Genomic DNA, 24,817 nt, shown 5'->3' with positions numbered 1-24,817 from the left:
AAACAGCATGTTTTAAACCGCAGAAACAGACTTCATGCATTATTCTTGACATATATCAATGCGCAACTGCAATTCGTCAAGCTGTTTGGGATCGAGTTCACCCGGAGCATCAAGCATCACATCGCGCCCGCTGTTGTTCTTCGGGAACGCAATGCAGTCGCGTATAGAATCCAGTCCGGCAAAGATGCTGACAAAGCGGTCGAGACCGAAAGCGAGACCGGCATGAGGCGGTGCGCCATACTTGAATGCATTGATAAGGAAGCCGAACTGGGCCATGGCACGCTCCGGGGTGAAACCGAGTATACGGAACATCTTCTCCTGAAGTTTGCCATCGTGTATACGAAGACTGCCGCCTCCTACTTCTATACCGTTGCAAACGAAGTCGTAAGCCTTGGCACGCACCTGCTCAGGATGCTCGTCGAGCAATGGAATGTCGTCAGGGTTCGGCATGGTGAACGGATGGTGTGTAGCCATGAGACGCTGCTCCTCATCACTCCACTCAAACAGCGGGAAGTCGACAATCCACAGACACTCGAACTTGTCCTTGCTGCGCAGACCGAGGCGGTCGCCCATCTCCAGACGCAAAGTGCACAGTTGTGTACGTGTCTTGTTGGCCTTGTCACCGCTCAGTATCAGAACGAGGTCGCCGTCATTGGCGCCCATCTTGGCTTTCAGTTGCTGCCATACCTCGGGTGCATAGAACTTGTCTATGCTTGACTTTACGGTGCCGTCTTCGTTGAATTTCACGTAAACGAGTCCCTTGGCACCTACTTGCGGACGTTTCACAAAATCGGTAAGCTGGTCAAGCTGCTTACGGGTGTATCCGGCACATCCCGGCACACAGATACCGCCGATATACTCTGCACTGTCAAAGACGGGGAATGTGCCGGTACCCTTCAGCACATCCATCAACTCGACAAACTCCATGCCGAAACGCAAGTCGGGCTTGTCGCTGCCGAAACGACGCATTGCCTCGTGCCATGTCATCTGCTGCAAACGTGCCGGAAGTTCGACGTCGAGAACTTCCTTAAACAGATGGCGGGCCATGTCTTCAAACAGATTGATTACATCGTCCTGCTCGACAAAACTCATCTCACAGTCTATCTGAGTGAACTCAGGCTGGCGGTCGGCACGCAAATCCTCATCGCGGAAACACTTGGCAATCTGGAAATAACGGTCGAAACCGCTCACCATGAGCAACTGCTTGAGTGTCTGCGGACTTTGCGGCAACGCATAGAACTGGCCGGGATTCATTCTCGAAGGTACGACAAAGTCGCGGGCACCCTCAGGAGTAGACCCGATGAGAATAGGAGTCTCCACTTCTATGAACTGATGGGAATCGAGGAAGTTACGGATAAGGATGGTCATGCGGTGACGAAGCTCGAGATTGCGGCGCACGGGCGTACGGCGCAAATCGAGATAGCGGTATTTCATTCGTATGTCGTCGCCCCCGTCGGTATTGTCTTCGATGGTAAACGGCGGTGTGATGCTCTCGCTCAGCACATTGAGCCCGCTCACGATTATCTCTATGTCACCTGTGGCTATGTTCTTGTTCTTGCTTTCACGCTCGCTGACAGTCCCAACGGCCTGAATACAGAACTCACGTCCGAGTTTGTTGGCACGGTCGCAAAGCTCTTTGTCCAAAGTCTCGTTAAAAACCAATTGCGTGATTCCATAACGGTCGCGCAGGTCGACAAACGTCATGCCGCCCATCTTACGGCTGCGCTGGACCCATCCGGCAAGCGTAACCACGCTGCCCGTATCGGAGAGACGAAGCTCTCCACAAGTCTTTGATCTATACATAATTATTATATATGATGTTCTTATCTGGTGTGCAAAAGTATACAAAAATGCGGAGATTAACAAATTTTTTCCGTATCTTTGTGCCGACAATAACCAATTTACTAAAATGAAAAAACTTATCACTCTATTTGCTGTCACGGCGATATCGTTATCCGCTGTGGCACAAAATGCAAAACAGACGGAAGTGCTGAACGTGGCGCGGAATGCAAACGACTACTTTATGGCGAAGTATAAAGACCCGACGGAGCCAACCAACGTGAAACGAATACGTCCCAGCAGCCTGTGGACACGTGCCGTATACTATGAGGGACTGATGGCTCTATACGGCATTGACAAACAGCAACGCTACATTGACTATACGGACACATGGGCCAACTTTCACCAATGGACACCGCGCAACGGCATCAAGACACGCGATGCCGACGACCAGTGTTGCGGACAGACATACCTCGAGCGCTTTGTAATGACAGGCGACTCTACCATGTTGCGCCCTATACGTGAGAACCTGCAGGGACAGATGGCCGAAACAAAGATAGGCTACTGGACATGGATTGACGCCATACAGATGGCCATGCCTATATATGCACAGATGTACAAGATAACGGGCGACCGCTCATACATCGAGCACGGCATGAAGATGTACCGTTGGAGCCGCAACGAATGCGGAGGCGGACTGTTCAACGAGAAGGACGGACTGTGGTGGCGTGATGCCGACTATGTGCCGCCCTACAAGGAGAAAGACGGAAAGGACTGCTACTGGTCGCGCGGCAACGGATGGGTGCTGGCGGCACTCGTGCGTGTGATGGACCAGCTCTCGCCCAAGGACAAGATATATAAAGAGGTGAAAAAAGACTTCATTATGATGTGCGACGGACTTTCCAAGTGCCAGCGTGAAGACGGATTCTGGAACGTGAGTCTCGTATCGCCCGTCACATACGGAGGCAAAGAGACAACCGGCACTGCCCTCTTCCTTTACGGCATAAGCTGGGGATTGCAGAAGGGATATCTTAAAGAAAAGGTGTACCGTCCGATAGCAGACAAGGCATGGGAGGCCATGGTAAAGGATGCTGTGCACAAGGACGGATTCCTCGGCTACGTACAGGGAACCGGCAAAGACCCGTCAGCCGGACAACCTGTTACATACGACAAGGTCCCCGACTTCGACGACTACGGTGTGGGATGCTTTCTTCTCGGTGCCGTGGAGTACTATAAATTGCTTGGCAAATAGAAAGGGAAAAAGGATATACCATCAGCCATACCCACTTCTACAGAAGTCAATGTACTGACGGTTTAAGCACCAAAGAGGCTGTGTCTGAATTAAATTCATCAGACACAGCCTTGTTTGTATGCCAGCACAGCCGGCTCCATTTCACATTATATTGTACTTTAGATATGCTTTTCTTTGTTAATTATTACAAAATAAGTGCCATGATACATACAACTATAAGAAAAATAGGGTACTTTTGCGACAATTTAATTAATATTTATTCTATTATGAAAAAGATTATATTGATGACATTGATGTTCGTATGCGGCATAATGCTCGCTACGGCACAGACTGCCAACGGGGGTAAACAGGCAGAAATAAAGTTCGACAAGACTACTCATAACTTCGGAAAATTCTCCGAATCAGCACCAAAAGTATCGTGCACATTCACATTCACAAATGTGGGCGATGCACCGCTGATAATCAATCAGGCTGTGGCAAGCTGCGGATGCACTGCCACTGAATATACCAAAACACCGGTAAAACCGGGCGAGAAAGGCGAACTGAAAATAACATATAATGGCGAAGGCAAATTTCCCGGACACTTCAAGAAATCAATCACCGTACGTACAAACGGCAAAGTGGAAATGACACGCCTATATGTAGAAGGTGATATGGAAGAAGTGAAAAAATAAAAAGCGACTCTGCAACCACAGAAATTAACACAACCGGCCGTCGGAAAAAATTCCTGACGGCCGGTTGTGCGTTCATATAATGTAATAAAGAAAGGAAAAGCAGAGTTCCACAATCGTACAGATGATATGGAATGGCGCCAACATTGTCAGAACTGATAGGAAAGACCGAGCGAACAGTATTCCTTAAACTGCCAATAATTCCAGTCCTCATCACGTTTTCTTGAGTCGTCCAAACGGGGATATATGAAAATATTGGTACTGATATACTTGCTTACATTCATCGTTATCGTATTCTCCCACTCCACCAAAGCACGCTCGTAAGTGGTATATCCGTACAGACGGGTCTGCCATCTTATCTGGTCTGTAATTTTCCATGTAAGCGAAGTTGTCAGCTGCGAACCGAAATCCTCCAATGTATGATGATTACCCCGGACACCATGACTCTTTGCCAAACGTTTGCGGTCTACATAGCGAAAGTTGAACGAAAGGAATGAAAGGTTGACACTGCCGGTAAGCCGCTTGTTGAGCGCCTCTACGGAATAGTCCATACCGAGACCGAGGTTGAGGTTAAACGGTGACATGAAATCCGAATACACTTTCTTGTCATTGCTCTTCAATCCCGTAGTAAACTGTGTGTAGGCAAGCACCTGCAACGTGTAATACCATCGCTTGGTGGCCTGTAAACCGAGTTTACCGGTATATCGTATCATATCGTTATTGGTTTTGAACTTATGCAACGTATCCGACTTTGAAGTCTGGAATCCGAGCTTCATTTCGAGTTTATTCTCAAATTTCAGACGTTTCTTATTATTATAATTGGCCGTAAGTGTAAGTCCGGCCACCATAGAGTAGTTGCTCTCGCCACCCTTATGCCAGTTTTCCGAAATAAAGTTCTGCATGAACTGCATGTTTCCATCGCCGCCGAATGTCCAAAAATTAGGCCGCTTCACCATAACCTCAACCGGCACATATACCGGTTCGTCAGGCACTGAACCCACTTTATCGATAAATTCGATATTGTGATGCACAGGCTCTTTAATGTCGTTACGTATCGTTCCCACTTTCTTAAGCCTGCTCTCGGTATTGGCTACAAGATCCGGCCTGTTGAGATATATGTGCAACATGGTAGCGTCAACCGCATCTACCACTTTGTCGACTACAGTACGAGGAGCATACTCCAACACGCGGCTTGCCGGTGAATGATAGAAAGTGAGCGGAGCAAAAAGCCGGTAATGACGTCCGTCGGGATGAATCTGACCATAGAACGATTCCATCTCTATTACCGAGTCTATACGCTCCATGCACGCCACAAGCGAGTCCATATAAGCCTTGACTATCAGCGAAGTATCGGTTTTCACCGGTCTTATCGTTCCGTATTGGCCACGCCTTTGAGCTACGCCAGCCATAGCGACCTGCATCAATACCATCAATACGTATATATGTTTGGGATTCATTCTTATACAATCTGTTTATGTTGCAAAGATACGGATTATTATTTAATTTTAATAATGCTATGCCACTCAATATTAATTCTCATCTAAATCTTTGTGCGATTCAACTTTTTTTTAGTAATTTTGCACCTTGTATAATATCTAAGGTATTAGGAAATAAATCATAAAAATCATATTAATTGTGGCAGAAACAAAATATATCTTCGTCACCGGCGGTGTTGTTTCATCGCTTGGCAAAGGCATTATTTCGTCCTCAATAGGAAAGTTGCTTCAGGCAAGGGGATATAACATCACCATTCAGAAGTTTGACCCTTACATCAACATCGACCCGGGAACACTCAACCCATACGAGCACGGTGAATGCTACGTTACGGTGGACGGCATGGAGACCGACCTCGACCTCGGTCATTACGAGCGCTTCACCGGCATACAGACCACCAAGGCCAACTCGCTCACCACGGGACGCATCTACAAAGCTGTAATAGACAAGGAGCGCCGCGGCGATTATCTGGGCAAGACAATACAAGTGGTACCACACATTACAAATGAAATAAAACGCAACGTGAAGATGCTCGGCGAGAAGTATCACTACGACTTCGTCATAACCGAAATCGGCGGAACCATCGGTGACATCGAAAGCATGCCGTACCTTGAGGCCATACGTCAGATGAAATGGGAAATGGGATGCAACGCCGTGTGCGTTCATCTTACATACGTACCCTATCTGAAAGCAGCCGGCGAACTGAAGACCAAACCGACACAGCACTCCGTAAAGGAACTGCAGAGCATGGGAATACAACCTGACGTGCTGGTATTGCGTACAGAAAAACATCTCAATAACGACATATTGAAAAAAGTGGCTTCGTTCTGCAACGTCGACATGGACTGCGTGGTACAGAGCGAAGACCTGCCGTCGATATATGAAGTACCCGTGAACATGCAGAAACAGGGACTCGACACAGCCATAATGCGCAAACTGCAAATGGAAATAGGCGATATGCCTACACTCGGTCCGTGGCGCAACTTCCTCGAACGGCGCAACAACGCCACAAAAGAGATACGCATAGGACTGGTCGGAAAATACGATCTGCAAGACGCATACAAGAGTATCCGCGAAAGTCTCACACAAGCCGGAATATACAACGACCACAAGACGATACTTACCTTTATCAACTCTGAAAATCTTACCGAAGACAATGTAGCCGAAAAACTTTCCGGGCAGGACGGCATCATGATTTGTCCGGGATTCGGACAACGCGGCATCGAAGGCAAGATTGTGGCAGCCCACTACACACGCACACACGACATCCCCACATTCGGCATATGTCTCGGCATGCAGATGATGGTAATAGAGTTTGCACGCAACGTACTTGGCTATTCAGACGCCAACAGCCGCGAAATGAACGAAAAGACACCGCACAATGTCATAGACATAATGGAGGAACAGAAAAACATCACCAACATGGGCGGAACGATGCGTTTGGGAGCATACGAGTGTGTGCTCAGACAAGGCTCACGCGTATTGGACATTTATAAAAAAGAACATATACAGGAACGCCACCGCCACCGTTACGAATTCAACAACGACTATCTGACGGAGTACGAGCGCAACGGCATGCTATGTACGGGACGAAACCCTGAGAGCAACCTTGTTGAGATTGTCGAGATACCGGGACTGAAATGGTATATAGGAACGCAATTCCACCCGGAATATCAAAGCACCGTACTCAACCCTCACCCCCTATTTGTAGATTTTATAAGAACAGCCATCAAAAACAAAAAAGATGAATAAGAACAACATTATCGGATTCATTCTGATACTCGCCGTACTTGGTGTGTTCAGTTGGTACAACCAGCCTACACAAGAACAGATTGAAGCACAACGCAAACAGGACTCTATAGCCACAGTACTGAAAGAGAAAGCCGACAAGGACAAGAAAATAGCAGAGATAACGAAGAAAGCACAGGCTTTGGCTGCCGCGCAAGGCGACACCACAGCGCTGTTTTACCCGTCGATGAACGGTGTAAACAAGCAGGTTGTACTGAAGAACGAGAAAGTGGAGCTGACCCTCGACACCAAAGGCGGCATAGTAAAGAAAGCCAAGATACTCAACTTCACAGACCGCAACGGTGCCAAAGACGTGACACTGTTCGAAGGCAATGACCAAAACCTGAACTTCATGCTTGCGGGCAAAAACACCAACATCATAACTTCCGATTTGTATTTCACACCATCGGGGCAAACTGACTCTACAGTCACAATGACCGCAAAAGCCGGCAACGGCGGCGCGCTGATTCTCGAATACAGACTGGGACGCGACTATCTGATGCACATTTCGCTACGTGCCGAAGGACTTTCCGGAGTGTTCGCACCCAACTATCGCGAAGTAGACATCGAATGGAACGAGAACTGCCGACAACAGGAGAAAGGTTTCACGTTTGAAAACCGATACGCTACACTGACATACAAGGAGAAAGACGGTGGAACGGACAATCTGAGCGAGACTTCGGAGAAGACCGACGAAAAGATAGAGGAAGCTCTTGACTGGGTAGCTTTCAAGAATCAGTTCTTCAGCGCCGTCCTTATATCGAAGGACGGCATTGCAGCCAACTCGCTAATGACAAGCATACCACAGGAGAAAGGCTCTGGATATCTGAAACACTACGAAGCCAAGATGAAGACCGCTTTCGATCCGTCGGGAGCCAAACCCACAGAATTTGAAATGTTCATAGGCCCTAACGATTTCCGCCTGCTCAGTGACATCGAAGATGAAAGTGCTTTCGGCAAGGAACTCGAACTGCAGCAGCTTGTATATCTCGGATGGCCTCTCTTCCGAATAATCAACCGATGGTTTACGCTTTACGTATTCGACTGGCTTACAGGATTTGGCCTAAACATGGGTATTGTCCTCATCCTCATAACGCTGCTACTCAAAGTCATCACATTCCCTATGGTGAAGAAGAGCTACATGAGTTCGGCCAAAATGCGTGTGCTGAGACCGAAACTCGAAGAGGCTACCAAGCAATATGACAAGCCCGAAGACCAGATGCAGAAACAGCAGGCCATGATGGCACTCTACTCCAAATATGGCGTAAGCCCTCTGTCGGGATGTCTGCCTATGCTGATACAGATGCCTATCTGGATTGCCATGTTCAACTTCGTGCCCAACGCCATACAGTTACGTGGAGAGAGTTTCCTGTGGATAAGCGACTTGTCCACATACGACCCGATATGGGAATGGAATACCAACCTGTGGCTCATCGGAGACCATCTGAGCCTCACATGTATACTCTTCTGCGTGGCCAACGTACTTTATTCGATTATGAGCATGCGTCAGCAACGCGACCAGATGGTCGGGCAACAGGCCGAACAGATGAAAATGATGCAATGGATGATGTATCTCATGCCGGTAATGTTCTTCTTCATGTTCAACGACTACTCTGCCGGCCTCAACTTCTACTACTTCATATCACTCTTCTTCAGTGCCGCCATCATGTGGACGCTCCGCAAGACTACCGACGATGCCAAACTTCTCTCTATTCTTGAGGCACGCTACAAGGAAAACGAGAAGAACCCGAAGAAGACGAGCGGTCTTGCCGCACGCCTTGAAGCCATGCAGAAACAGGCTGCCGAAATACAAAGGCAACAACGCGAAATGCAGAACAAACGTAAATGATACCCGTCCGGACAAAGCACCGAGAAAGCCCGAGCAAAAAATGAAATATCCTCAATAGATATGCAGAGACGCAAAAGCTCAAAGAATGTCATTCACCGCACACATCCATACAACGGTAATATATCCTTTGAGCATTTGCGTCTCTGTGCTTTAAAAGAAACCTAATATTACACTGACATATGAAAACATATCAAATAATCGTTGCCGCTGCAATAGCACTTTTCCCGCACACCGGCAACATCAAAGCACAGAACACAGTGAACATCGGTAAAAGCAATATCATACTGAACAGCCGTATGATGACCCCCGAAGCGATGTGGGCCATGGGGCGGATAGCATCGGCCGAAGCCTCAGCTGACGGCAAAAAGATTGTATATCAGGTAGGATACTACAGCGTCAAGGAGAACAAGAACAGGCAGGTGATATGCACTACCGACGCCGACGGCAAGAACAACCGCCAGCTCACCACCGGCACCCAAAGCGAAACTGACCCCACATGGACAAACGGACGCATAGCCTACCTGTCGGCCGGTGAGATATGGACAATGGAACATGACGGCACCGACCGACGCCGAATCAGCGACACGAAAGGGACCGTCGAAGCATTCAAATTCTCACCCGACGGCAAAAAGGTAATCATAGTGAAATCACTGCCATTCAACGACATCATAAAGAAGAATCCTGACGATCTTCCACTTGCTACGGGACGCCGTATCACCGACCTGATGTACCGTCATTGGGACCATTACGTGGAAAGTATCCAGCATCCTTTCATCGCTGACGTGAATACTGACGGAACCATCAGTTCGGTCATGACAGACATTCTCGACGGTGAGCCTTACGAATGTCCTATGGAGCCGTTTGGAGGAATCGAGCAACTGGCATGGAGCCCGTCTTCGAAGACCATAGCATACACATGCCGGAAAAAGACCGGACGCGACTATGCCATCTCCACCGACTCCGACATATACCTGTATAACGTGGACACCAAAGAGACACAGAATCTCTGCAAGGAAAAAGGATACACCCCCATCCCAGTATCCCCCACACATACCATGAAAGACCAGAAGGTAAACAGCGATGAGAATCTGAAGAACAATCCCGGCTACGACACAAACCCGCAATTCTCGCCCGACGGCAAGCACGTGGCATGGCTCAGCATGGCCCGCGACGGATATGAGGCCGACCGCAACCGCCTGTGCATATATACGTTTGAGAGCGGTGCTAAAGACTATGTGACAGAGTCGTTCGACTCTAACGTTGATGCTTTCTGTTGGAGTGCCGACTCGAAGACACTCTCATTCGTCGGTGTATGGCACGGTTGCATCAATGTGTATCAGACCAACATGAAAGGCGAAGTGAAACAGCTGACCAACGACTGGGCCGACTACATATCCATAGCCCCCGCCAACGACGGTAACAAACTGCTCGCCATGCGTCAGAGTCTGTCAGCCCCTACCGACATATACATCATCACGCCAGGCAAAGAAGTGAAGAAGACAAAGATAGAACAGGTGACGAAAGAAAACAAACACATACTCGACCAACTGACATTCGGAAAGGTACAACAACGATGGGTAAAGACCACCGACGGTAAGGACATGCTCTGCTGGATAATACTGCCGGCCGACTTCAACCCTGACAAGAAATACCCTACACTGCTTTTCTGCGAAGGCGGACCGCAAAGTCCCGTGAGCCAGTTCTGGAGCTACCGCTGGAACTTCCAGATAATGGCGGCCAACGGCTACGTTGTCATTGCCCCCAACCGCCACGGCCTCCCCGGCTTCGGCACCGAGTGGAACGAGCAAGTCAGCGGTGACTGGACCGGCCAGTGCATGGACGACTATATTTCTGCCATTGACGATGCCGCAAACAATCTGCCTTTCGTCGACCGCGAACGCCTCGGCGCCGTAGGAGCAAGTTTCGGAGGATTCAGCGTCTACTACCTCGCCGGACATCACGACAAACGCTTCAAGTGTTTCATAGCCCACGACGGTGCCTTCAACCTCGAATCAATGTACACCGACACAGAGGAAGCCTGGTTCAGCAACTGGGAGTATGAAGACGCCTATTGGAACAAGCCACTCACAGCAAACGCAAAGAAAACATACGATAACTCTCCACACAAGTTTGTTGACAGGTGGGACACTCCCATCCTCTGCATACACGGAGAAAAAGACTACCGCATCAATGCCAACCAAGGTTTCGGTGCTTTCAACGCCGCCCGAATGCGCGGCATTCCTGCCGAACTGCTCATCTTCCCCGACGAGAACCACTGGGTGCTCAAACCTCAGAACGGAATTCTCTGGCAACGCACATTCTTCGGATGGCTCGACCGATGGTTGAAGAAGTAAGTCTGAAGAAACAAGACGCTCAAATAAGCAATCTGCAAGACGAAACAGAAAAACAAACGTGAACGTTTAAACAATAAAATAAAACAAGAATATGACAGAAACAATTCAGAAAAGAATCAATGATTCTAAAGCCATGAGATGGACGGCCCTTATCCTTATAGCCTTGATGATGTTCTTCGGCTATATGTTTGTAGACGTTATGTCGCCCCTCCAGTCACTCGTGGAGCAGGAGCGCGGCTGGAGTCCGAGCGTATTCGGAACATACGCCGCCAGTGAGTATCTGCTCAACGTGTTCGGCTTCCTCATCATTGCCGGAGTCATCCTCGACAAGTGCGGCATCCGCTTCACCGGCGAGCTGTCGGCTTCGATGATGTTCATCGGCGCCGCCATCAAGTTCTACGCCGTTAGCGATTGGTTCCCCGGTACCGGTCTTGCCACATGGCTCGACTCATGGTGGATAACAATGCCCGCAAGCGCCAAGCTGGCTTCGTTCGGCTTCATGATATTCGGTTGCGGCTGCGAGATGGCCGGCACCACCGTATCAAAAGCCATTGCCAAGTGGTTCAAGGGCAAGGAGATGGCCCTCGCCATGGGTCTTGAAATGGCCATTGCCCGCGTCGGTGTGTTCGCCATCTTCTCAATTTCGCCGATACTGGCCGAGAAGATGGGTTCGATAGCCGCACCGGTAGGCTTCTGCACCGCCCTCGTGTTCATCGGTCTCATCACCTATACCGTCTTCACATTCATGGACCGCAAGCTCGACGCACAGCTCGGAGCCGACGGCAGCAATGAGACAAGCGACGAAGAGTTTAAGGTGGCCGACCTCAAGAACATCCTCACCAGCCAGATTTTCTGGGTGGTAGCACTGCTCTGCGTGCTCTACTACTCGGCCATCTTCCCCTTTCAGCGTTACGGTGCCAATATGTTGCAGTGCAACCTTGACGGTATCTCACCCGCCGCTGCCTCCAACATCTTCCGTTGGTTCCCCATCGGTGCCGCCGTTATCACGCCGTTCCTCGGCTCGTTCCTCGACCACAAGGGTAAGGGCGCCACAATGCTCATGTGGGGTGCCATCCTGCTGATAGCCTGCCACCTCATATTCGCCTTTGTGCTGCCGGCCACCCACAGCCACGTCATCGCCTACTCTACCATCGTACTGCTCGGCATTTCGTTTGCCCTCGTACCCGCAGCGCTGTGGCCCAGCGTGCCCAAGATTATCGATGAGAAAGTGCTCGGCAGCGCCTACTGCCTCATTTTCTGGGTGCAGAACATCGGTCTTTGCTTCGTGCCGATGCTGATAGGTAGCGTGCTCGCCAGCTCAAACGCCAACAACCCCGCCGTAATTGCAGCCAAGGAGGCCGGCGACGAGTTCATTCCCTACAACTACACCATGCCGCTCGTCATCTTCGCATGCTTCGGTGTGGCCGCTCTCATACTGGCTATCTACCTGAAAGCCATCGACCGCAAGAACCACTTCGGTCTGGAGGAGCCCAATATCAAGGCATAAGATAAGAATCAGTTCTTATAACTTGTAGGGACTGTGGTAAAATTAAAAACTTGAACTTGTAGGGACATATTCTTGTATTTGTCCGTTCGCAATATATTTGGCGGACAAATACAAGAAGTCCCTACTATTTTTAATCCATATCGTGCTTACAGCCGCTTTTATCCCGAATCAGGATATAACAGATAAAAGCGCATCACGCATCTACACCCTTCACAACCCGATTTTCACCACCAGAGGCAGATGGTCGCTCGTGCCATCGGGCGAAAAGCGATAGCCGGTATATGAGCGGAAAGGCTTGAACCCGCCATATTTCTTGTCCTCTTCAAGCAGAAACGGAGCATCGTTGACAAACGCCGAACACACCCGCTCCGCCAGATTGCGGCTCATAAGAACATGGTCGAGACTGCCCCAACGGCCCTTATAGCGATACGTACCCTTGGCCACACCGTTGCGGCCGCGCGATGAACGGGTGACATCGACAACGCCGCGAGACGTGATAAAGCCGATGGCTGCGTCACCGGAATAGTCGTTGAAGTCGCCCGCAATGATAATCACCGCGTCGGGTGACACCGCCCGCACCGAATCGACGGCCGCGCACAGCCTGCCCGCCACAGCCATACGAAACGGACGCGAATGCTTCTCACCTCCATAACGACTCGGCGCGTGCACCACAAACACATGCAGCGTATCGTCCGTAACGGTGCGTCCCGACACATACAGAATGTCGCGTGTGGGTCTCATACCCGCAACCGGATCTACCCTGAGCGGATAATGACGTATCGGTGAGAACGAAAAAGGAGAATACATCAAGGCCACATCTATGCCACGCATGTCGGGCGAATCTGTCATAATATATCTGTAACGCGCCGTACGCAACAAAGAACGTTGTGTGAGATCGGACATCACGCTGTCGTTCTCCACCTCACAAAGCGCTATCAGGTCGGGCAGACGGTAATCGCCTCCATAGGCAATATCATCGAAACCACCGCCACTGACATTACCGGCACTACTGATATAACGGTCGTCTACCGGTATGCCGCACGAAACAATCGCCCGGGAAATATTGTTCAGTTTGCGCCAATACTTCCACGGCGTCCAGTGCCGCCCGGAATCGGGCAGATATTCCACATCGTTTTTCAGACTGTCATGGCGGCAGTCAAACATATTCTCGCAGTTCAACTCCACGAAAGTGAGATATGAAGACAGCAGCAGACTGAGAAACATTGCTAAATCAAAACTTAAAAGTGAAGAATTAAAAACTGAAAATGAGAAATTGAAGATTGACAGTCCTGCATCAAGAATACACCGTCAATAAAGCAACAAAGATAATTGTAAACGCCACCAACTTACAGGGACATATTTTTGCATTTGTCGGTAATAAAATTATATAATACGGACAAATACAAAAAATGTCCCTACAAGCAGACGTTATATTATCAGCAAACCTTCTCCAGACGTTTCATCATGGCAAACATGAAGATGGCGGCAACGATACATACAGTCATGAACACTGCCCAACATACCCACAGAGCGACCGGTCCCCACAACAATCCTCCGACAGTCACAAGCTGATTGCCCAAGGCTGTAGCGACAAACCATCCGCCCATCATCATTCCTTTATACTTAGGGGGAGCAATCTTTGTAACAAACGATATGCCCATAGGAGAAATGAACAGTTCGGCGAAAGTAAGTATCAGGTAAGTGCCAATCAACAGATTAGGCGTGACATCGGCAACATGCACAGCGACCGGCTTGCCGTCGGGACCCGCCTCTGTGGCAGGAGCAGGCAGTCCTAACGAGAAGAATACCAGCAGAGCAAAGGCAGAAGCCGCTATAACCATACCGTAAGCAATCTTACGTGGAGTTGAAGGCTCTTTGCCTTTAGCGGCAAGTGCACCGAATATGGCCATAAATACCGGTGTAAGAGCTATCACATAGAACGGATTGAACTGTTGGTATATAGGAGCAGAAACATTGACCGTACCGGCAAGTTGCTGATACTTCCATACAAGAATGCCAACTGCAACAACAATCACTGCGGCAGAAATGCCTTTTGCCTTTGATGTCTTGCTCTGGAAAAGAGAGAATCCTCCATACACAATAAAGATGACAAGCACAAGATTCCATACATCGAAAGCCATGGCTTGAACACCCTCGGACGTTGTAGCAGTGAATTCATCAGCAAAGAACGTCAGTGTAAGACCGTTCTGATGGAAAGCCATCCAAAAGAAAATTACCACGGCAAACACAAGGCACAGAGCTACAATGCGCTGTTTTGTCTCTGCCGGAGAAAGCTCTTCAACAGTCGTTTCGCCTTCTTTGCTTACAGCCCGTCCAGCTCCTTCAGCATGCTTGAACATGCCTCGGCAAACATAATATATGACCATCGACAAAATTAATGAGGCACAAGCTACAGCAAACGAGAAATGATAAGCATCGTTGGACGAATAGCCCAGCGAGACTTCGGCATACTCCTTTATCTTGACCGCCATTGTGGGAGCAAACATCGCACCGATATTGATGGCCATATAGAACAGCGAGAAGCCGGAATCACGCTTTACCGAATATCGCGGATCGTCATACAGATTGCCCACCATCACCTGCAGGTTGCCCTTGAACAGACCGGTACCGAACCCTATGAGCAACAGCGAGGCTATCATAACAGCCAGCGCTACGGTGTCGCCTCCGAGTGGAACTGAAAGCAGCAGATAGCCGGCAAACATTACTATAATTCCGGTGGTTACCATCTTTCCAAAGCCGAACTTGTCGGCCAGCATACCACCGAAAAGCGGGAAGAAATAGACAGTCATCAGAAAGGCACCATATATATAACTGGCTGCCTCTGCTGACAAACCGAAGTTGGCTCGCAGAAACAATGCGAATACGGCAAGCATCGTATAATATCCGAATCGCTCACCGGTGTTGGCCAATGCCAACGCGTAAAGACCTTTAGGTTGTCCTTCAAACATAATTATTTAATTTTAGGGTTATTAGTCCGTGATATGTCAAAAAGATAAGTCAGCTTGACGACGATATTGTTAAGATTGCTTCGCCCGAAGTAATCGCGCTTCGAATTGTTGAATATGTCCCCAAGCCCGTAATAATAGCGTCCTTCGATGATGAAATGCCCCACCTTGGGATGGGAGTACTCCAGTCCGAGACCGCCTACAATACCGTAGTCAAACTTGCGCTGTATTGGCAGAGAGTCCTGTGTGGCGTCGCGCTGCACCCCTATACGGTCGGCGGTGTTCCGCTTGTCCCAGTCAAAGTTTGCCTTTGCCTTGTCGCTCATGAACAGTCCAAGCTGCGGCCCGAGCTGGCAGAAGAACTGCAATCCCTTGCGCTCGCGCCCCCACCCCATGCGCGCCATAAGCGGCATCTGGATATAATTGAGCCTGCGCTGATACTCCTCAGGCAATCCCGTGACCTGGTTTATCACCGGCATGTCTTCAGCCGTCAGTATGTCTTCCTTCCATCCCGTCTGCGTATAGTTCACCTCACCCACAAGGGCGCAGATGCTGTTGAAGTATTTTTCGCACGTGTAGCGCACTGTCAGTCCGCCCGAAATTCCACCGAGGCTCTTCTGCGGTATGGACGGATTGAAGCCCACGTTGCTCATCACGTATCCGCCGTTCACGCCCACACTCAGTTCGCTGCGGTGCTCTCCCACCTGTGCGCTGACACCGGCTGAAAACCCTACGGCCATTGCCGCCAACAATATGAATCTGCCGAACATATGCATCAGAAGTTGAGCGTCTCTATCCTGTGACCCGTGGTATAGTGCACGAAAAGTATGCTGCCGTTGCGATAGCCGCCGCCTTCCGCAACGCGCTCAAAGTGCAGCGGTGTCTGTATGGGTGTGTATCCCACCACGCCGCGCGCACCGTTGAACTGCTTTCCGTGCATGTGCAGCCCCTTGATGAAATAATATGCGTGGTCAAATCCGGTGATGGCAAAACGCGGCAGAGCCTGCTGCATGTCCGTATGGAAGTTCCACCGGAATTTCTGCTCTATGCGCGCGGTCTTTGCCGAAAGCGGGTTCATATAGAACGAAGCTGGGATGTATGTATCAAACTTGTAATAGTTGTCAAGATTGTACTTCGTGTACATCATCCATTCGGTATATCCGAACATCGTCACCGTCAGCTTCGTATTGTTCATAGCCAGGTTGTTGAGTTTGGCGAAAGCCACATTCAGTTCGGGCGAGCGGCCCGTGTTGAGAACCACCACATTGGGCATTGTGGCGCTGAATGCCTTGGCAAACTGTTGCTCTGTCGACTTCAGGTTGGTGATGGAATGGCTGCGGCCCATTGTTTCCATGCGGCGGCGCAGTCCGAACGTGAAGACACCCTTCTTGCTCGTCGTGTCGTTGCAGTCGACGAACACCGTGTGATATCCGGAAAACTTCTCCAGAAAGCGACCTATAACCGCCTCGTTATATTCCGACGGGCTCTGATACACCTGGAAGATGTTCCTGTTGGAAGATATCTCGGGGGCATTGATGGAGAACGGTATCAGCACCTTGATGTCGTGCTCGCGGGCAAAGTCGGAGAGCGGCTTCACCTGCTTGGAGTACAGCGGCCCGACTATCAGGTCGCACCGTGCCGCGTTCTTGTCCCTAAGCGTCTTGGCAATGTCGGCATCCTCCGGCACGTTCCACGCCCTTACGTCCACCGATATGCCGTTCTGCTTCAGACTGTCGCAGGCCATGAGCATTCCGCGATAGTATTCCACCATGCGCTTTCCGTCGCCATTCACATCATGCAGCGGCAGCATCACGCCCACACGTATCTCCCTCTTCCTCATGTCCACATCCTTGGGCTGCTCCGGCTTGGCTACGGCTGCGGTGCCGGCAGACGGCTTCGCTGCGGCATTGGCAGCGGGATAAGGAATAAATATGGTTTCGCCCTTTTTCAACTTATAGTCGGGACTGGCCATCTCGGGATTGGCCTTTACCAGCTCTTCCACGGTAATCCCATTGTCGCGGGCTATGCCGAAGATGGTTTCCTTCTTCTTTACCTTGTGTATCTCTTTCCACTTTGTGGTCTGCGCCGTCACGGTTCCGCAGAAGAACGCGGCCACCAACAATGGCAACAAGTATCGTAATGTCAGTTTCATTCTCATTTTTGTAATAACAGTAATGTCAAAAACATAAAATCGCCTACAAAATTAACAAAAAAAAGCGGAATAAGGCATATAAATTTGTTTCTTTCTTCCATTATGCGTATATTTGCAAACAAATACGTTTAAGAACCAAATCATGGGCAATATCGTATCAAAACAAATTGAGAAGAGACACTGTCAAAAAGACAATGTTACTTCACGGAATGAAAATAAAAATTCATTCAAATTATCTGATGTGCCAAAAGAAGAACTTCTTAAAAGAAGAATTTCCGTATATTCATACTTATTATAATGCTTAAAAACGCATACCCTTTTCATTATATACAGAAAGAAAAGGGAGATGGAACCTGTATTTTAGAAACCCATCTATACAGATTCAAGTCGGAAAAATCTAAATTAGTTTATATTGTTCGCGTAGAACGGTATAAATATGACGTCTATGCAGTGAAATTTTACCTCAAAAATCACAGGCTGTCTGAAAATAAATACAGACTGCTGACCTATACCTATGAACCGCGACGAATTATAAATACCTGCATAAAGATAATGCTCTCCATATTCAAAGAAAACCCAAACGCATCTTTTGGATTTATCGGCTCCAACAATCTGGGAGAAAATGAATGTGGGACAAAACGGTATAGGGTGTATTCAAAACTTGTAGCCACATACTTCAGCGACGAATATTTCCATCATAAGGAGAACATCGGCAAAAGTGCATATATGCTCATAAACAAAAATGCACTGAAAAACAACAAGGATATGATAAGGCAAATCGAAGATTTCTTTATCTCTCAATACGATTACTTCGATTAATCGGCATCTCATTCATTTTATCACGGTGACAGAAGTAATAATCGGAAATTTCTGCTTAACTTTGCATTCCACATCTTTATTTAATGCAACCATGACAATTAGAACAAGACTTATATTGGCCGTATTGCTGGCAGCATTGCTGCCGGCAAGCGCTTTTGCCGACTTCAATCCGACGGCATATTATACCGTTGACGGCGACGAAATGGAAGAGACCGAAGCCATTGTCGACGCACAGGCACCGCTGCGGGTCACATTCAGGGCCAACCCGTCGCACATCGACGACGGTGTGACACCGGCATACGAATGGCGGTTTGTCAAGGACGGACAGACCGACGCCTACATCGTGCGCTACGAAGAGAACACGGAGTTTGAGTTTCGCGAGTCGGGAACAACGGCCGTGTCACTCTACGTGAGCTATGGCGACGGCGAACCGGAACTGACAGGCACCATACGCGTGAGCATCAGCACGAGCCTGCTTGAGATGCCAAACGCATTCTCGCCCAACGGCGACGGCATAAACGACATATACAAGGCCAAGCCCAACCATAAGAGCATCGTAGAGTTCAAAGCCTACATCTTCAACCGCTGGGGACACAAGATATACGAGTGGACCGACATCAACGGCGGATGGGACGGCACCCAAGGCGGCAAGAAAGTCAAGGCCGGAGTGTATTTTGTGCTGGTGAAGGCCAAGGGAGCCGACGGCCGGGAATATAACATCAAGCGCGATGTGAACGTGCTTCTCGACTATACCGAAGGGGGAGCAGAATATTAATGCGTAAAGGATTATGCAAAGAGAAGACAAGAAAATCAACGTGTGGGGTGCGCGCGTGCACAACCTTAAAAACATAGACGTGGAGATACCACGCAACAGTCTGACCGTAATCACGGGTCTTTCGGGCTCGGGCAAGTCGTCACTGGCATTTGACACTATATTCGCAGAGGGCCAGCGGCGCTACATCGAGACATTCTCGGCCTATGCCCGCAACTTTCTCGGAGGCATGGAACGGCCCGACGTGGACAAGATTACGGGCCTCAGCCCGGTGATAAGCATTGAGCAGAAGACAACCAACAAGAACCCGCGCTCCACCGTGGGCACCACGACCGAGATATACGACTTCATGCGCCTGCTCTTCGCACGGGCCGGACGCGCCTACAGCTATGCCACAGGCGAGGAGATGGTGAAGTATACCGAGGAACGCGTGCTCGAGATGATAACAGACGACTACGCCGGCCGGCGCATATACATACTGGCCCCGCTCGTGCGCAGCCGCAAAGGACACTATCGCGAACTGTTCGAGAGCATGCGCAAGAAGGGATATCTGCATGTGCGTGTGGACGGCGAGGTGAAGGAGATTGCCCGCGGCATGAAGACCGACCGCTACAAGAACCACGACATCGAGGTGGTGATAGACAAGATGCAGGTACAGCCCAAGGACAAGGACAACGAGCGGCTGAAGAAGACAGTGGCCACGGCCATGAAGCAGGGCGACGGTCTGATAATGATTCTCGACCACGAGACGGACGAGGCCAAATATTTCTCCAAACGTCTGATGTGCCCGACGACGGGAATATCATACAGCGATCCTGCACCGAACAACTTCTCGTTCAACTCGCCTCAAGGCGCATGCCCACACTGCAAGGGACTGGGACAGATCAACGAGATCGACATGAAAAAGGTCATCCCCGACCGCCGGCTGAGCATACACGCCGGTGCAATCGTTCCGTTGGGAAAGTACAGGAACCAGATGATTTTCTGGCAGATCGACGCCATACTGAAGAAATACGACTGCGACATAAAGACGCCCGTAGAAGACATCCCCGACGAAGCAATGAGCGAAATCCTGTATGGCTCGCTTGAGAACGTGCGCATAGACAAGGATCTTGTGAAGACATCGAGCGATTATTTCGTGGCATTCGACGGTGTGGTGAAGTACCTGCGCACGTTGATAGACAGCGACGATTCGGCCACTGTGCAGAAGTGGGCCGACCAGTTCATGGCCGTGTGCCGGTGTCCGGAGTGCAAGGGACAAAGGCTCAACCGCGAGGCATTGTCGTATCGCATTTGGGACAAGAACATTGCCGAACTGGCCGACATGGACATCGCCGAACTGCGCGAATGGCTCAATCATGTGAAAGAGCACCTGAACAGTCAGCAGCGGCAGATAGCCGAAGAGATATTGAAGGAAATCCGCACACGTGTCGACTTTCTGCTTGAAGTGGGTCTCGACTATCTGTCGCTCAACCGCCAGTCGGCAACGCTGTCGGGCGGTGAAAGCCAGCGCATACGTCTGGCCACACAGATAGGTTCGCAACTGGTCAACGTGCTATACATCCTCGACGAGCCGAGCATCGGTCTGCACCAACGCGACAACGAACGGCTGATATCTTCTCTTAAAGAATTGCGAGACATCGGCAACACAGTCATCGTCGTGGAACACGACAAAGACATGATGCTGGCATCCGACTACCTCATCGACATCGGCCCCAAGGCCGGACGCAAAGGCGGTGAAGTAGTGTTTCAGGGCACACCGGCAGAGCTGCTTGGCTTGTCCAATTCCTCCAAATCTTCCAAGCCATCACATCCCTCCACTCCCTCCCATCTTTCCCACCCCTCCCATAACGAGAACAGCATCGACGGCTCTACCGCCGCCTATCTCACCGGCCGTTGCAACATCAATATACCGGCCAAGCGACGTACCGGCAACGGCAACAGCCTGTGGATAAGAGGTGCATCGGGCAACAATCTGAAGCATGTGGATGTCGAGTTCCCGCTTGGCAAGCTGATTGTGGTGACGGGCGTAAGCGGTTCGGGCAAGTCTACACTCGTCAACGAGACGCTGCAGCCCATTCTCTCGCAGCATTTCTACCGCTCGATCAAGAAACCGATGCCATACGACAGCATCGACGGACTTGAGCATATAGACAAGGTGGTCAACGTCGACCAAAGTCCTTTGGGACGCACACCGCGCTCCAATCCGGCCACATATACAGGCGTATTCGCCGACATACGCTCGCTGTTTGTCAATCTGCCCGAAGCAAAGATACGCGGATACAAGCCGGGGCGCTTCTCGTTCAACGTAAAGGGCGGACGCTGCGAAACCTGCGGAGGCAACGGATACAAGACCATCGAAATGAACTTTCTGCCCGATGTTATGGTTCCATGCGAGGTGTGTCACGGCAAGCGCTACAACCGCGAGACGCTCGAGGTGCGCTACAAAGGCAAGAGCATTGCCGACGTACTCGACATGACGATAAACCAAGCAGTGGAGTTCTTCGAAAACGTGCCCGACATTCTGCGCAAGATAAAGACAATTCAAGATGTCGGACTTGGATATATAAAGCTCGGACAACCTTCCACCACTCTGTCGGGAGGCGAGAGCCAGCGCGTGAAACTGGCAACCGAACTGAGCAAGAAAGACACGGGCCGGACTCTTTACATACTCGACGAGCCTACTACAGGTCTGCATTTTGAAGATATCAGGATACTGATGGAGGTGATTGGCCGTCTTGTGGACCGCGGCAATACGGTAGTAATCATCGAGCACAACCTCGACGTCATCAAACTGGCAGACCACATCATCGACATGGGACCGGAAGGCGGACGCGGCGGCGGCGAGGTGCTGTCCGTGGGTACGCCCGAGGAAGTGGCCGAGAGCACGAAGGGATACACCCCGCGGTTCCTCAAGGCTGAGTTGGAAAATAAAGGTATAAATAACAGGAATTAAAGGAGTTGTATACCAAGGCGGATAAGGAGAACCATATAAGCCTTGGCAGAGGGCAGGGAAACATTCCGCCATGCTCATCAAAAGTGATTTCGGAGACCTCGCCAGCCTGTCACGGCGGCCTCGTGGCAAAATGTAGTTAATAACTTTACTGTTTAAAGTCAATAACATTACACCTCAATATTAATAAGATTACTGAGTAAAGTTATTAACATCATTTTCTCACGGCGGTTACAACACCACTTCCCTACGATTTGCGCAGCAGCACATAGCCAATCCATCCACCTGCTACAGATGCGGTGAAAATACCAAGTTTTGCCTGCACAAGAGATGCCCCGTCGGCAAAGGCAAGTGTGGAAATGAACATAGACATGGTGAAACCTATGGATGCAAGAAAACCTATGCCCAAAAGTCGGCGTATGGTCAGACCACCTGACGGTGATGCAATACCCAACTTGGACAGCATAACCGTGGACAAAACGATTCCCACTGGTTTGCCGACCAACAACCCGAACATCACTCCGGCTGCAATGTTTGTAGAGAAAACATCCTGGAGATTAATGCCGTCGAACGACACACCGGCATTGGCAAGTGCGAATATGGGCATTATCACAAACGACACCAGCGGATGCATGGCGTGCTCAAGACGCTGCAGGGGTGGAATGGCAGCACGCGAATTGTCTATGACACGGTCTATTATCTCCACCTGCTTATCCTCAAGCGTAGGAACATCGTTGGGTTTCAACTCACGAAAGTGTCTCAACAGCCGCCCCACTCTCTTTATATAGGCCGACTCCGGCAACCGAGAGTCGGCCGGTATCATAAAAGCGGCCAGCACGGCGGATATCGTGGCATGCACACCCGACATGAGAAACGCCGTCCACACACCGCCGATTCCTATAACTCCATAGAAGATCACATTCTTTATGCCCATCTTGTTGGCCGCAAACATAACCAACAGAAAGGCCATGCCCACGGCGATGCTCACCAGCGATATCTCCGAGGTATAGAACAGGGCTATCACGAGCACGGCGCCAAGGTCGTCGACAATGGCCAATGTGGTAAGGAATACCTTGACCGACATCGGTACCCTGCTGCCAAGCAGTGATATTATAGCCAACGAAAAGGCAATATCGGTGGCCATAGGTATTCCCCATCCGCCAGCGGCACCCGTGCCGATATTGAGCGACAAGTATATCATCGCAGGTACAAGCATACCGAGCAAAGCCGCCCCGATGGGCAATATCGTGTTGCGAAGGTCTGACAATTCTCCGCCGATGAACTCGCGTTTCAGCTCCAGTCCGACAACAAAGAAGAACATAGACATCAGCCCGTCGTTTATCCAATGGTGCAGACTGTAATACAGATAGTAGTCACCGTTGAATACAAAACCGAATTTCTGTTCAAAGAAGTGATGCCAGGCGTCGCTCCACGGCGTATTTGCCATCACCATAGCCACGACGATGGCCAATCCGAGCACAACGACGCCCGACTTCTCCTGATTGATAAACTGCTGCACCGGTGCAATGATCCTTTCTCCGATTGCGGTCTGATGTTGTCTTTGCATAGCTTTTCCTGTGTTATTTGTTATCCTTGAATTAATACGGATGCAAAGTTAAGAAAAAGCTACAAACCGTCAAACAACATTTATGTTATGATAACATTAAAGTAGTTAAAAGAGGAATTGTATGTATCTTCATCACCTGATCCAACGTATCACGTGCATGTCGTTTTTGGGAAAAATCTATATATTTTTTATCCAATACTCAGGCGATACCCTCTAACATGTAATCCGCATACTCCGGTCCGACGTCCAGATGAACTGTTGAAATATGAAGCTGCCGCTCCATTTCTTTTGCAGATAGCTGCTATTAGGTTTTGAGAGCAAGATTGTAGAGGCATGTATAATGACATGACGGGACGTTCGCGAACCTTTGATAACTATCTCCAGTAAAAACAAAAATATAATTTAACAGCATTATAAACAGCCATCAACCATGGGTGTCAGCGATGGCTGTCAAGGCCAATCCACTTTATGAAATACATAATGGCGAAATCCTAATCATTAGAAATGGGATTAAGACCCTTGGTTCTTTTTCCATCAACCATGTCAGGATATAAGTTAGTCAACAAAATTAAACTACATAATCGTCCTGATATAGGATGGATGCGCCTTGAAAAGGCAACAAGCACATAGCCCGGGGCAGAGCGAAGCGGCACCCTGGGAACAACACGATTGTACGCACTCGCCCTGAAAGGGCAAAAGCATTAATTATCAGGTGTTTACAGTTTATGTATTGTATGTTTTTATGCTTTTGCCCTTGCTCTAAGTTTGCAGAAGATTGCGACGCAGTCGCATATTTAAAAAAACAGGAGTTATAATTATGACAACTCAAGACTGTTTCTTACCTTTGTCGTATTAAGGAAGAACCGGTCAGTCGGTGAGGTAACCCATTACCCT

General features: G+C 49.6%; 16 protein-coding genes. 9 read left to right on the top strand and 7 right to left on the bottom strand.

Translation table 11 applies throughout. The features are described 5' to 3' along the window. Positions 1-39 precede the first annotated feature (39 nt). The gene (gene aspS, locus HPS55_RS10900; RefSeq protein WP_172178120.1) at positions 40-1,803 is read right to left on the bottom strand and encodes an aspartate--tRNA ligase; all 1,764 of its coding nucleotides are present in this window, start codon (positions 1,801-1,803) and stop codon (positions 40-42) included. 106 nt (positions 1,804-1,909) lie between these two features. On the opposite strand from aspS, the gene HPS55_RS10895 reads away from it, so the two are divergent. Together HPS55_RS10895 and HPS55_RS10890 are read left to right on the top strand one after the other, a co-directional pair. Beyond that, on the top strand, positions 1,910-3,031 hold the full coding sequence (locus HPS55_RS10895; RefSeq protein WP_172178118.1) for a glycoside hydrolase family 88/105 protein: 1,122 nt from the start codon (positions 1,910-1,912) through the stop codon (positions 3,029-3,031). A 266-nt stretch (positions 3,032-3,297) separates the two neighbouring features. Beyond that, positions 3,298-3,705: a DUF1573 domain-containing protein gene (locus HPS55_RS10890; RefSeq protein ID WP_172178116.1), complete on the top strand. Its 408-nt coding sequence runs from the start codon at positions 3,298-3,300 to the stop codon at positions 3,703-3,705. Between the two features lie 146 nt (positions 3,706-3,851). On the opposite strand, the gene HPS55_RS10885 is transcribed toward HPS55_RS10890, so the two are convergent. Beyond that, positions 3,852-5,159 carry a DUF3078 domain-containing protein gene (locus HPS55_RS10885; protein WP_172178114.1) on the bottom strand — a complete coding sequence of 436 codons (1,308 nt, stop codon included), beginning with the start codon at positions 5,157-5,159 and terminating at the stop codon, positions 3,852-3,854. Between the two features lie 178 nt (positions 5,160-5,337). On the opposite strand from HPS55_RS10885, the gene HPS55_RS10880 reads away from it, so the two are divergent. From HPS55_RS10880 to HPS55_RS10865, 4 genes are all read left to right on the top strand, one after another. Then, positions 5,338-6,948, top strand: coding sequence for a CTP synthase (locus tag HPS55_RS10880; RefSeq protein ID WP_172178112.1), 1,611 nt, complete (start codon positions 5,338-5,340; stop codon positions 6,946-6,948). Continuing rightward, on the top strand, positions 6,941-8,833 hold the full coding sequence (gene yidC / locus HPS55_RS10875; RefSeq protein WP_172178110.1) for a membrane protein insertase YidC: 1,893 nt from the start codon (positions 6,941-6,943) through the stop codon (positions 8,831-8,833). Before HPS55_RS10880 ends, yidC begins: the two co-directional genes overlap by 8 nt. 179 nt (positions 8,834-9,012) lie before the next feature. Further along, entirely contained in the window at positions 9,013-11,187 is a 2,175-nt protein-coding gene (locus tag HPS55_RS10870; RefSeq protein WP_172178108.1) for an alpha/beta hydrolase family protein, read from the top strand. A 91-nt stretch (positions 11,188-11,278) separates the two neighbouring features. Then, positions 11,279-12,694 (top strand): MFS transporter, encoded by a 1,416-nt coding sequence (locus tag HPS55_RS10865; protein WP_172324960.1) that lies wholly within the window; start codon positions 11,279-11,281, stop codon positions 12,692-12,694. 210 nt (positions 12,695-12,904) lie between these two features. Here the strand turns inward: HPS55_RS10865 and HPS55_RS10860 are convergent, their stop codons facing one another. The 4 genes from HPS55_RS10860 to HPS55_RS10845 all read right to left on the bottom strand — a co-directional run bounded on the left by HPS55_RS10860 (position 12,905) and on the right by HPS55_RS10845 (position 17,812). Further along, positions 12,905-13,918 (bottom strand): endonuclease/exonuclease/phosphatase family protein, encoded by a 1,014-nt coding sequence (locus HPS55_RS10860; protein ID WP_172178104.1) that lies wholly within the window; start codon positions 13,916-13,918, stop codon positions 12,905-12,907. Positions 13,919-14,130: 212 nt separating this feature from the next. Further along, a complete protein-coding gene (locus HPS55_RS10855; RefSeq protein WP_172178102.1) occupies positions 14,131-15,663 on the bottom strand; it encodes a peptide MFS transporter in 1,533 nt (510 codons plus the stop codon). Between the two features lie 2 nt (positions 15,664-15,665). Next, on the bottom strand, positions 15,666-16,436 hold the full coding sequence (locus HPS55_RS10850) for a porin family protein (protein WP_432766846.1): 771 nt from the start codon (positions 16,434-16,436) through the stop codon (positions 15,666-15,668). Beyond that, a complete protein-coding gene (locus tag HPS55_RS10845; RefSeq protein ID WP_172178099.1) occupies positions 16,436-17,812 on the bottom strand; it encodes an amino acid ABC transporter substrate-binding protein in 1,377 nt (458 codons plus the stop codon). The genes HPS55_RS10850 and HPS55_RS10845 overlap by 1 nt, the downstream gene beginning before the upstream one ends. A gap of 297 nt (positions 17,813-18,109) precedes the next feature. On the opposite strand from HPS55_RS10845, the gene HPS55_RS10840 reads away from it, so the two are divergent. The 3 genes from HPS55_RS10840 to uvrA all read left to right on the top strand — a co-directional run bounded on the left by HPS55_RS10840 (position 18,110) and on the right by uvrA (position 22,359). Continuing rightward, positions 18,110-18,631 carry a hypothetical protein gene (locus tag HPS55_RS10840; protein ID WP_172178097.1) on the top strand — a complete coding sequence of 174 codons (522 nt, stop codon included), beginning with the start codon at positions 18,110-18,112 and terminating at the stop codon, positions 18,629-18,631. Positions 18,632-18,722: 91 nt separating this feature from the next. After that, on the top strand, positions 18,723-19,406 hold the full coding sequence (locus HPS55_RS10835; protein WP_172178095.1) for a gliding motility-associated C-terminal domain-containing protein: 684 nt from the start codon (positions 18,723-18,725) through the stop codon (positions 19,404-19,406). 13 nt (positions 19,407-19,419) lie between these two features. Further along, the gene (uvrA, locus tag HPS55_RS10830) at positions 19,420-22,359 is read left to right on the top strand and encodes an excinuclease ABC subunit UvrA (protein ID WP_172178093.1); all 2,940 of its coding nucleotides are present in this window, start codon (positions 19,420-19,422) and stop codon (positions 22,357-22,359) included. Positions 22,360-22,603: 244 nt separating this feature from the next. On the opposite strand, the gene nhaA is transcribed toward uvrA, so the two are convergent. Then, positions 22,604-23,923, bottom strand: a complete 1,320-nt coding sequence (gene nhaA / locus HPS55_RS10825; protein WP_172178091.1) for a Na+/H+ antiporter NhaA — start codon at positions 23,921-23,923, stop codon at positions 22,604-22,606. Positions 23,924-24,817: the final 894 nt, after the last annotated feature.

The organism is Xylanibacter rodentium (assembly GCF_013166575.1).
GTDB classification, from domain to species: Bacteria; Bacteroidota; Bacteroidia; order Bacteroidales; family Bacteroidaceae; genus Prevotella; species Prevotella rodentium.
The sequence above is the reverse complement of the archived record's forward strand: the minus strand, read 5'-3'. Positions and strand labels throughout refer to the sequence as shown.